This is a genomic window from Cellulosimicrobium cellulans (genome assembly GCF_042723955.1).
Classification (GTDB): domain Bacteria; phylum Actinomycetota; class Actinomycetes; order Actinomycetales; family Cellulomonadaceae; genus Cellulosimicrobium; species Cellulosimicrobium cellulans_H.
Genome location: NZ_JBHXIC010000031.1, coordinates 35,979 through 46,114 on the forward strand (window position 1 = coordinate 35,979; position 10,136 = coordinate 46,114).

The following is a 10,136-nucleotide window of genomic DNA, read 5'->3' on the forward strand; positions in this document are numbered from 1 at the left end:
GCGTGCCCGACGACGCCCCGTCCCCGAACGACGAGCTCACCGTCGGCCAGCTCGCCGCGCGCAGCGGCGTCGCGGTGTCCGCGCTGCACTTCTACGAGCGCGAGGGGCTCATCACGAGCCGCCGCACCCCCGGCAACCAGCGGCGCTTCGCGCGCGAGACGCTGCGCCGGGTCGCGTTCGTGCGCGCGTCGCAGCGCGTCGGCATCCCGCTCGCGCGCATCCGCGCCGCGCTCGCGACGCTGCCCGGCGACCGGACGCCCACCGCCAAGGACTGGCACCGGCTGTCGGCCGGGTGGCACGCCGACCTCGACGCGCGCATCGAGCAGCTCACGCGCCTGCGCGACCACCTCACGGACTGCATCGGCTGCGGGTGCCTGTCGCTGCGCAAGTGCGTGCTCGTCAACCCGCACGACGCGCTCGCCGACGAGGGCCCCGGCCCACGGACGCTGCTCGTGGACGGGATCGAGGACTGAGCGCCGGGCGTCAGGCCGGCGCGAGCACCGAGCCGAAGCTCGGGCGGCGGCGCAGCGCGAACCCCAGCCGCTCGTACACGCCGATCGCGCCGGTGTTCTCGGCCGCGGCGTGCAGGAACGCGCGGTCGCCGCGCTCCTGCACGTGGAACGCGACGTCGCGGACCAGGCGCGACGCGAGACCACGACCGCGGTGCGCAGGGTCGGTCGTCACGGCACTGATCTCCGTCCAGCCGGCGGGCTGCAGGCGCTCACCCGCCATCGCGACGAGCCGGCCGTCGTCGTCCCGGAAGCCGACGTAGCGCCCGAGCAGGTAGGTGCGCGCCTCGAACGGCCCGGGGCGGCTCCGCTCGACGAGCGCGAGCATGTCCGGCACGTCAGCCGCGCCGAGCACGACCGCCTCCGGGTCGGGCCGGGTGACGAGGCGATCGGTCTCGACGAGCTGGACGCCCTCGACGCGGAACTCGAGCGTCCAGCCGTCCGGCGGGTCGACGCCCTCGGGCGGCGCCGAGAAGTGGCCGCCGGGCCCGACGAGCGCCGCGATCGCCTCCCACACGCCGGGCTCGTCCCACGAGCGCACGCCCGTGATGGGCGAGACGTCGGCCGGATACCGGCGCACGAGGTCGTCGCCCTCGGCGAGGTGCGCGTGGGCGCCGGTGAGGGCGCTCCACGACGGGTTGTCGAGAGCGGCGTCGTCGACGCCGGTGGCGTCGGTCTGCGTGCTCGTCGCGGTCATCGTGCTCCTCCTCGCCCGGTCGCCCGGGGCCGTGCCGTCGCCACGGTCGTCCGGCCGTGCGTGTCCTCCAGGGCGAACGCGCGCGTACCCGCGCTTCTTCCTGGGGTCCGGGATCGCCGCGCGCGGCCCGGCGCGGGCCGCGCGCTGGTGCGTCCGCCGCGGACGCGGACGAGGCCGGGCCGTCACCAGTTCTTGGTGCCGCTCCCGCTGCCGTCGCCCGGGTCGCTGCCGGTGCCGGGCTGGTCGCCGTAGAGGTCGCGGTACTCCTGCTCGAGGCGCTCCTGCTCGTCGCGCGCCTCGGAGCCCTGCTGCTCGAGCTCCTCCTGGCGCTGCTGCTCCTCGCGCTCGGCCTGGCTCTGCTGGTCCTCGCCCTCGGAGCCCTCGCCACCCGAGGCCTCGGACTGCTCGTCGCCCTCGGAGCCCTCTCCCTCCTGCGTGTCGCCGCCGCCCTGGTTCTCGGGCTGGGAGTCCTGCGCCTGCTGCTGCTTGTCCTGGAGGCGCTGCTGCGCGGCCTCGTTCTGCTCCTCCTGCTCGGGGGTCTGCTCGGACTCCCCGCAGTCGGGCCAGCCGCGGATCTGCTCGGCCGTCGCGTACTCCTGCTCGGCGTACTCGTACCAGTCCTGGACGTCCTGGCGCAGCTCCTCCGGGTCGGGCTCCTCGCTCCCGTCGCCGTACGGGTCGAGGATCTCCTCGTCGTACGGCAGCCCGGCGTCGCGGGCGGCGATCGCCTCCTCGACGAGCGCGAGCTCCGCCGCCTTGTCGTCCGCGTACGCCATGTCGCCGTCGCCCTGGATCTCGTACGCGAGCGAGAGGTTCGTCTGGATCATGCAGCGTTCCTCGGGCGACTCGTGCTCCGCGAGGTCGTACGCGCGGTCGAGGGACGTGATCGCGTCGTACAGCGCCCACGAGTCCTCGGACCGGGCGAGCGCCGTCCCGTGGTTGTAGTGCGCCTTCCACGGCTCGACGATGTTGAGGACCCGCTGGATCCCGTAGTAGTCCGCCGCGGTCGTCGCCTCCCCGCCGTCGTAGCGGTCCTTGCCCGTCGCGGCGATCGGCGCGAGGAGCGCCAGCTTGACCCCGAGGACGAGGAGCGCGAGGACCACGGGCAGGGTCCCGACGAGCCACCACGTGCGGCGGCGCAGGCGCGCGGCGCGCAGCGCGGCGACGCCGGTGGGGCGCGGCTTGCGCGTGCCGGTCGGCGGTGTCGGGTGCGGGGTCCAGGTCATCGGCGCACCTCCACCCGGTCCGTCGTGGGCGTGCCCGACGGCGGTCGGTCGCCGTCGCCCTGCCCGTCCGGCTCTCCTGCGCCCGGGTCGGGCACGGGTCCGCCGGTCGCCGACGGCCGGGGCGCCGTCGGGCGCACGAGCGAGCGGCTGGCCGAGCGCGACCAGAACCACGCCTCGAGGCCGAGCAGCGCGACGAGTGCGAGCGCGAACGGCCAGACCACCGGGCGGTACGCCGTGACGTCGCGTCGCCCGTCGGCCGCGACCTGCTGCGGGTCGACGCCCGCGACGAGCGACGCCGTCTCGGACGGCTCCTGCCGGTGCACGTACGGCACGCCGAGCTGGTCCGCGAGCGCGGCGAGCGACTCCTCGTCGAGCATCGACAACGCCTCCACCGGCTCGCCGTCCTCGCTCGGCTGCGACCAGTCGATGATGTACTCCGCGTCCTCGGGCTCCACGTCGGGGTCGTACTCCTTCATGCGCCCGCCCTCGGCCGTGCCGTAGCCGAGCACCGCGCCGCCGTCGACCAGCGGGGCCAGCTCGGCGAACGAGCGCGGCTCGCCCTCCGCCGTCTGCTCGCCGTCGGTGAGGAAGAAGACGAGGCGCACGTTCGCCGGGTGCTGCTCGACGGACCCCTGGAGCGCGGACCGCAGCTCGTCGAGGGGCCGGTCCGTGAGCGATCCCTGCGAGTACCGCGTGATCTCGCGGTGGAACGTGTCCGCCCACGACGTGATCGCGCGCGCGTCCGTCGTCAGGGGGAGCTGGCGCGAGGCCTGGGAGTCGAACGAGATGATCGAGTAGCGGGCGCCCGGGATCGCCTCGGTGAGGCTCGCGATGTCGTGCCGCACGCCGTCGAGGCGCTCCTGGCCGCCCTCGGGCCCGTAGTCCTCGGCCGCCATCGAGCCCGTGCGGTCGACGACGAAGAACATGTCGACGTTCGCGACCGACGTGTCGCGGTCCGTCGACGCGACCGACGGCGCGAGCCCGATGATGCCGAGCAGCACCACCGCGCCGGTCCGGCGCAGCCAGGCCGCGCGCGGGGCGCCGGGTCGCGGGGCGCCGTCGGGCCCGGGGCGCCCGGCCACGACCGCCTGCCACACGGCGAGGCCGAGCAGCGGCAGCACGAGCAGCGCGAGCGCCCACAGGGGCACGAGCGGCTGGAGCGTCAGTCCGGCGAGCTTCATCGGCCCGTCACTCCTTCACCCGCCACGCGACCACGAGCAGCAGCGCGACGCCGAGGACCGCGACGAGGAACCAGCCCGCGGGCCGGTCCGTGACGATCACCTCGGGCGACGCGTCGAGCTCGACGGCCTGCTGCGCGACCACGTCGTCGACCATGCCCTGCACCGCGGCCGGGTCGTCGGCGAGGAAGTAGAGACCACCGCCGTCCTCGACCGTGCTGCGGTACTCGCTCTCCTCGGGCGTGCCCTCGTAGCGCTGCGAGCCGCCGAAGATCCCGTGCAGCGTGATGTCGCGCGACGCGACGAGGTCGGCCGCCTGGGGCAGCGTGTAGATGGGCTCACCGGAGACGTAGTTGTCGGTCGCGAGGATGATCGAGCGCGAGCGCTCGGTCTCCTCCGCGTCGAACTGGAGCGCGCAGCTCGCGAGCCCGTCGCCGATCAGGCTCGCGCCCGAGAGGTTCGCGGTCGTGCCCGCCGTGAACTGCGCGAACTCGAGGATCTCGGCGTCGTCCGACCCGCCCGTGTAGTCGAACGTGGACGGGTCCTTGTCGAGCGCGTCGATCCCGGCCTGGAGCTCCTCCTGCACGAGCGTGTAGTCGTCGGTGAGCGGGAAGACCGTGCGCGACGAGGAGTTGAAGATCGACAGCGCGATCCGCTCGCCCTCGAAGTTGTCCACGAGCTCCTGGAACACCTTGAGCACCGCGCCGTCGTACTCGATCATCGAGCCCGACACGTCGAGGCACAGCACGATGTCGCGCGTGCCGAGCCGGTCGACGACGACGTCCGTCTCGACCGGCCGCGCCGCCACCGCCCCTGCACCGACGACCGCGACGAGCAGGCCGGCCGCCGTGAGCCCCTGGAGCACGCGGTAGCGCCGCACCCAGGCGGCGAACGCGGGCACGCGCGCGAGGTACTCGGAGTTCGCGACCCAGAGCACGTCGGCGTCGACGTCGCGCGCCCGGCGCCGCCGGGCGAGCCACCAGGCGACCGCGCCCGCGGCGAGGACGGCGACGACGAGCGCGCCCCACAGCCACGGCCACAGGATCGACGAACCCTGCGGCCCGGGGACGACGGCCGTGCTCGCCGCGAGCGCGTGCCTCACCATCCGCGCACCACCGATCGCGCGCGGTCGATCGAGTCCTCGGCGTCGGTCGAGCGGGCCGCGGGGTCGTTGTCGTGGTCCGCGAACGACGGCCGGTAGTACCGCGCGATGACCTGGGTGAGGCGTCCGGCCTCGCCGATCTGCTGGATCTCCGAGAGCGTCATGGACGACGCGTCCTGCCCGAGGCGGCCCGTGGCGAAGCCCCGCATCTCGGCCGAGAGCGCGAGGTGCAGGGCGCGCTCGTCGAGCTCGCCCGCGCGGAACCGCTCCGCGACGGCGTCCAGCCGCTGCTCGTACTCGGCGCGCAGCGACGCGTACGGGTCGTAGGGGCCGGTGGGGAGCAGGGGCGCGGGGGGCGGCGCGGCCTTCTCCGCCGCGCTCGCGCGCGTCAGCCAGACGACCAGGAACACGACGGCGGCCGCCGCGAGGACCAGCACGATCCCCAGGACGGTCCACCACCCCGAGTAGCCCACGGGGTCGACGAGCTCATCGACGGGCACGCTTCTGCCTCCCCAGGAGCTCGACGAACCGCTGCACGACGTCGTCCGAACCCTCGACGAGCACGCCCTCGATCTGGAGGGTGCGCAGCCGGTCCGCGACCTCGGCCCGCCGCGTGGCGAGGGCCTGGGCCGCGGACTCGGCGAGCGCGGCCCGGCCGCGCAGGAACGCCGGCAGGCGCAGCGTCCCGTCGACGTCCGCGACCTCGCCGGTGGCGTGCGGTCCCGCGCCCGCCCCGACGGGGGAGAGGTCCGCGACCTGGACGACCATGACCTCGTGGCGCACACGCAGCGATCGCAGGAGCTGCTCGTGCTCGGCCGCGGGCCGCGCCTCGTCGGTCACGACCACGATCAGCGAGCGGCGCCGGAACGCGGACCGGGCGCGGTCCAGCGGGCGACCCAGGTCGCTCGCGGGCGCGTCGGGCCGCCACAGGTCCTCCACCGTGCGCAGCAGCACCTCGAGGTCCTGCGTGCTCGCGCGGGGAGGGAGCTGGACGAGCCGCCGGGCGTCGCCCGCGACGAGCGCGACCCGGTCGCCCCGGTCGCGCGCGAGGTACGCGACGAGCGCGCAGCAGAAGCTCGCGATCTCCGCCTTGGTCTCGCCGCTCGGGGCGGTCGCGCCCATCGTGCGGCCGGTGTCGACGACGAGCACGAGGTTGAGGTTCGACTCGCGCACGAACCGGCGGATGATCGGGAGGCCCGCGCGCGCCGACGACTTCCAGTCGATGTCGCCGACGTCCTCGCCCGGCGCGTAGAGGTGCAGGTCGTCGAAGTCCTGGCCGTGCCCCTTGAAGACCGACCGGTGCCGTCCCTCGAGCAGGCCGGACGCCCGGCGCGCGACCGGGAGGTCGAGCCGGGCCCGGACCTGGGCGAGACGGGAGACGTCGGGCACGTGGTGCTCTCTCGAGAAGGTGAGGGGGTCGCTCAGGGCGTCGGGACGGCGTCGAACACCGCGTCCACGAGCTGCTCCGGCGGCACGTTGTTCGCGAGCGCGTCGAACGTGCGCACCAGGCGGTGCCGCAGCACCGAGTAGCGGACGGCCTTGATGTCGTCCGGGATGACGTACGCGCGGCCCGCGAGGATCGCGAGCGCCTGGCCCACGCGCATGAGCGCGATGCCGCCGCGCGGCGACGCGCCCACGCGCACGTGGCGGTCGAGGCCGGGGATCGGGCGCGGGCCGGAGAGGCGCGTCGTGTTGATGAGGTCGACGACGTAGCGCTTGATCGAGTCGTCCACGTACACGTCGTCGACGAGGCCGCGCAGGAACCGGACGTCGTCGAGCGAGATCGGCTGCGCGGTGAGGGGCTGCGTCATCTGCCCGGTCGCGATGCGCTGGAGGATCTCGAGCTCCTGCGGCGGCGTCGGGTAGGTGAGCACCTCCTTCATGAGGAAGCGGTCCATCTGGGCCTCGGGCAGCACGTACGTGCCCTCCTCCTCGATGGGGTTCTGCGTCGCGAGCACCATGAACGGGTCCGGCAGCACGAAGTTCTCGCCGCCGATCGACGTCTGCTTCTCCTGCATCGCCTCGAGCATCGCCGACTGCGTCTTGGCGGACGAGCGGTTGATCTCGTCGAGCAGGACGACGTTGGCGTGCACCGGACCGAGCTGGGTCGTGAACTCGCCGGTCGCGTAGTTGAAGATCTGCGTGCCGACGATGTCGTTCGGCATGAGGTCGGGCGTGCACTGGATGCGGTGGAACGACCCGTCGACCGCCGCGGCGAGCGTTTGCGCCGCCGTCGTCTTGGCGAGCCCCGGCACGGACTCGAGCAGGATGTGCCCGCCCGCGAGGAGCGAGCTGACGAGCGCCGTGCGCAGCGCGTCCTGGCCGACGACGCGCTGGTCGAAGACCTGGCCGACGCGCTTGAGCAGGTGGCTCGCGCGGTCGAGGTCCTGCGTCGAGATGCTGCCGTGCCCTGCGGCCATCGATCGTCCTCCGGGTCGTGCGTGGGTCGTGCGGGTGTGGTCCCGTGCGCGGCCGGAAGGGTGGACGGAGCGTCGCGAGCCCCCGGCGAACCCGGCCCAGTATGCCAGCGCGGCCCCCGTCGGACCGGGCGTCGTCCACAGGTCCGGGTGGGGAGAGGTCCCCACCGGTTCTCCGCACGGCCGGCCCTGGGGAGCGTCTCGCGCGCATGTCGGGAATGTCGTGCGGGCGCCCGGAGGTTGGGTCGTCATGAGCACCGACGCCGTCGGCACGACCGACGCCACCGCCCCTGACGTCGCCGCTGCCGGGCTCGGCGAGCCCGCGCTCCTCGCGCTCGTCGCCGCACGCCACCAGGGCGTGCTCGCGACGGTCAAGAAGGACGGGCGACCCCAGCTCTCCAACGTCCTCTACGCGTGGGACCCCGATGCGGGCGTCGCGCGCGTCTCCGTCACCGCCGACCGCGCCAAGACCCGCAACGCCGCGCGCGACCCGCGCGTCTCGCTCCAGGTGAGCGCCGAGGACTTCTGGAGCTACGCCGTCGTGGAGGGCGACGCGGAGCTGAGCGCGGTCGCGCTGGACCCGCACGACGACGCCGCCGACGAGCTCGTCGACACGTTCCGCGCAGCCTCCGGGAGCGAGCACCCCGACTGGGAGGATTTCCGGCGCGCGATGGTCGCCGACCGCCGCCAGGTGCTGCGCGTGCGCGCGACGCGGGTCTACGGGATGGCCCGGCTCCCGCAGCCGTGACGCGATGACCGGAGGGGTCCGCGCGCTCGATACCCTGGTCCGGTGACCACGACTGCCCTGCGCCGCGCGCCGTCGGACGCCCGACCCGCGAACCCGTGGTGGCTCGTCCTCGCCGGACCGTTCGCCGTCGTCGTCGCCGTCGTCGCGGTGCTCGCCGCCGGCGCGTTCTCGGCCGCGTTCACCGTCCCGGCCGGCTTCCCCGACCCGGGCGCGCTCGCGCGCCTCGGCACCCCGGTCGTCACGGTCCTCACCGAGCTCTCCGTCGCGCTGACGCTCGGCTCGCTCGTCCTCGCGGCGTGCGTGCTGCCCGCCGGGATGCCGGTCCGCAAGGCGCTCGGGGTCGCGGGCGCGTCGGCCGCGACGTGGGCCGTGCTGTCGGTCGTGCAGGTCGTGCTGCGCTACTCCTCGATCTCGAGCACGCCCATCACGGGCCCGACGTTCGGCGACCAGCTCGGCCTGTTCGTCTCGCAGGTCAGCCTCGGGCGCAACTACCTCGCGATCATCGTCGTCGCGGCCCTGACGTCCGCCGCCGCGCTCGCGGTGCGCAGCGCGACGGGCGCGATGTGGACGGCCGCGCTCGCGCTCGTCGCGATCGCGATGCAGGCCAACACGGGTCACGCCGCGGGCGCGGTCAGCCACGAGCTCGCGGTCTCCTCGATGTTCCTCCACCTGGCCGGCGCCGCGCTGTGGGTCGGTGGCCTGGGCACGCTCGCCGTCGTGCGCGTCCGCGGCGGGCTGGGCCGCGCGGACTTCGCGGCGTCCGTCGCGCGGTACTCCGCGATCGCGCTGTGGTGCTACGTCGCCGTCGCCGTCTCGGGGATCGCGAACGCAAGCATCCGCGTCGACACGCTCGCGGGCCTCACCACCGACTACGGCATCCTCCTGCTGACCAAGCTCGCGCTGCTGCTGGTTCTCGGCGCCGTGGGCTTCGCGCACCGCGAGCTCGTCGTGCGGCGGCTCTCCGGCCCGACGGCGGTCGCGCGGCCGGGCGCCGACCGCACCTCGTCGAAGGGTTCCTCGAAGCCCGCGGCGAAGGCCTCGTCGAACGGCTCGTCGAGCAAGGCGGCGACGTCGTCGTCCACGGGCGCGAAGGGCGCCGCCGCGGAGGGCACGCGCTGGCTGTTCTGGCGCCTCGTCGCGGTCGAGCTCGCGATCATGGGCGCGGTGTCCGGCGTCGCCGTCGCGCTCGGGTCGACCGCGCCGCCGGTGCCGCAGGAGGAGCCGCTCGACACCTCCGCCGCGTACCAGGTGACGGGGCACGCGCTGCCGCCCGAGCCGACGCTCGCGCGCTGGTTCACCGAGTGGCGCTGGGACCTGCTGCCCGCGTTCGCGTGCGTCGCGGCGCTCGTCGTCTACCTGCGCTGGGTGCGTCGCCTCGCGAAGCGCGGCGACTCCTGGTCGGTGGGACGCACGGTCTCGTGGTGCCTCGGCATCCTCATCCTCTTCTGGGTGACCTCGGGCGGGCCGGCCATGTACGGCCACGTGCTGTTCAGCGCGCACATGGTGCAGCACATGATCCTGGCCATGGTCGTGCCGATCTTCCTCGTGCTCGCCGCGCCCGTGACGCTGCTCCTGCGTGCGGTGCCGCCGCGCAAGGACGGGTCCCGCGGCCCGCGCGAGTGGGTGCTCGCGATCGTGACGTCGCGCGTGGGCCAGTTCTTCGCCAACCCGATCGTCGCCGCGGTGAACTTCGCCGGTTCGATGATCGTCTTCTACTACACGCCCGCGTTCGAGTACGCCCTGACGACGTACGCCGGGCACCTCGCGATGCTCGCGCACTTCACGCTCGCGGGGTACCTGTTCGCCAACGCGCTCGTCGGGATCGACCCGGGCCCGCACCGGCCGCCCTACCCGCAGCGCCTGCTCCTGCTCTTCGCGACCATGGCGTTCCACGCGTTCTTCGGCGTCGCGCTGACGTCGGGCGAGGTGCTGCTCGTCCCCGAGTGGTTCGGCCTGCTCGGCCGCGAGTGGGGCCCGAGCGCCATCGCCGACCAGCAGCGCGGCGGCGGCGTCGCCTGGGGCATCGGCGAGCTCCCGACGCTCATCCTCGCCATCGTGGTCGCGGTCATGTGGACACGCTCCGACGAGCGCGAGGCCCGGCGGAGCGACCGCCAGGCCGACCGCGACGGCGACGCCGAGCTCCAGGAGTACAACGCCATGCTCGCCGAGATGTCGAAGCGCGACGACTGACCCCCTTCCCGGGGGGGGGACGAAAAATATGTGGAGGTGTTGAAAAAAAAACACAAGAGCAAATGAGGT

General features: G+C 74.1%; 10 protein-coding genes. 3 read left to right on the top strand and 7 right to left on the bottom strand.

The annotated features are described in order from the left end of the window. Window positions 1-2 precede the first annotated feature (2 nt). The gene (gene soxR, locus ACFWH7_RS10670) at window positions 3-473 is read left to right on the top strand and encodes a redox-sensitive transcriptional activator SoxR (RefSeq protein ID WP_047231846.1); all 471 of its coding nucleotides are present in this window, start codon (window positions 3-5) and stop codon (window positions 471-473) included. A 10-nt stretch (window positions 474-483) separates the two neighbouring features. Here the strand turns inward: soxR and ACFWH7_RS10675 are convergent, their stop codons facing one another. From ACFWH7_RS10675 to ACFWH7_RS10705, 7 genes are all read right to left on the bottom strand, one after another. Beyond that, window positions 484-1,206 carry a GNAT family N-acetyltransferase gene (locus ACFWH7_RS10675; protein ID WP_378216479.1) on the bottom strand — a complete coding sequence of 241 codons (723 nt, stop codon included), beginning with the start codon at window positions 1,204-1,206 and terminating at the stop codon, window positions 484-486. 182 nt (window positions 1,207-1,388) lie between these two features. Next, a complete protein-coding gene (locus ACFWH7_RS10680) occupies window positions 1,389-2,432 on the bottom strand; it encodes a hypothetical protein (RefSeq protein ID WP_378216480.1) in 1,044 nt (347 codons plus the stop codon). Further along, window positions 2,429-3,613: a vWA domain-containing protein gene (locus ACFWH7_RS10685; protein WP_378216482.1), complete on the bottom strand. Its 1,185-nt coding sequence runs from the start codon at window positions 3,611-3,613 to the stop codon at window positions 2,429-2,431. The genes ACFWH7_RS10680 and ACFWH7_RS10685 overlap by 4 nt, the downstream gene beginning before the upstream one ends. Window positions 3,614-3,620: 7 nt before the next feature. Then, a complete protein-coding gene (locus ACFWH7_RS10690; protein ID WP_378216483.1) occupies window positions 3,621-4,715 on the bottom strand; it encodes a vWA domain-containing protein in 1,095 nt (364 codons plus the stop codon). Then, window positions 4,709-5,212: a hypothetical protein gene (locus tag ACFWH7_RS10695; RefSeq protein WP_378216485.1), complete on the bottom strand. Its 504-nt coding sequence runs from the start codon at window positions 5,210-5,212 to the stop codon at window positions 4,709-4,711. The genes ACFWH7_RS10690 and ACFWH7_RS10695 overlap by 7 nt, the downstream gene beginning before the upstream one ends. Then, entirely contained in the window at window positions 5,199-6,101 is a 903-nt protein-coding gene (locus ACFWH7_RS10700; RefSeq protein ID WP_378216486.1) for a DUF58 domain-containing protein, read from the bottom strand. Before ACFWH7_RS10700 ends, ACFWH7_RS10695 begins: the two co-directional genes overlap by 14 nt. A 32-nt stretch (window positions 6,102-6,133) precedes the next feature. Then, window positions 6,134-7,132 carry an AAA family ATPase gene (locus ACFWH7_RS10705; RefSeq protein WP_378216487.1) on the bottom strand — a complete coding sequence of 333 codons (999 nt, stop codon included), beginning with the start codon at window positions 7,130-7,132 and terminating at the stop codon, window positions 6,134-6,136. Between the two features lie 247 nt (window positions 7,133-7,379). Here ACFWH7_RS10705 and ACFWH7_RS10710 point away from each other — a divergent pair, with 247 nt between their 5' ends. Then, entirely contained in the window at window positions 7,380-7,877 is a 498-nt protein-coding gene (locus tag ACFWH7_RS10710; protein ID WP_378216488.1) for a PPOX class F420-dependent oxidoreductase, read from the top strand. Between the two features lie 42 nt (window positions 7,878-7,919). Further along, on the top strand, window positions 7,920-10,067 hold the full coding sequence (locus tag ACFWH7_RS10715; protein WP_378216489.1) for a bifunctional copper resistance protein CopD/cytochrome c oxidase assembly protein: 2,148 nt from the start codon (window positions 7,920-7,922) through the stop codon (window positions 10,065-10,067). Window positions 10,068-10,136: the final 69 nt, after the last annotated feature.

What these genes read in the sequence shown, in the direction of transcription:
- ACFWH7_RS10705 (WP_378216487.1), bottom strand. Translation starts at nt 7,132, where the DNA reads ATGGCCGCAGGGCACGGCAGCATCTCGACGCAGGACCTCGACCGCGCG.
- ACFWH7_RS10675 (WP_378216479.1), bottom strand. Translation starts at nt 1,206, where the DNA reads ATGACCGCGACGAGCACGCAGACCGACGCCACCGGCGTCGACGACGCC.
- ACFWH7_RS10710 (WP_378216488.1), top strand. Translation starts at nt 7,380, where the DNA reads ATGAGCACCGACGCCGTCGGCACGACCGACGCCACCGCCCCTGACGTC.
- ACFWH7_RS10685 (WP_378216482.1), bottom strand. Translation starts at nt 3,613, where the DNA reads ATGAAGCTCGCCGGACTGACGCTCCAGCCGCTCGTGCCCCTGTGGGCG.
- ACFWH7_RS10690 (WP_378216483.1), bottom strand. Translation starts at nt 4,715, where the DNA reads ATGGTGAGGCACGCGCTCGCGGCGAGCACGGCCGTCGTCCCCGGGCCG.
- ACFWH7_RS10680 (WP_378216480.1), bottom strand. Translation starts at nt 2,432, where the DNA reads ATGACCTGGACCCCGCACCCGACACCGCCGACCGGCACGCGCAAGCCG.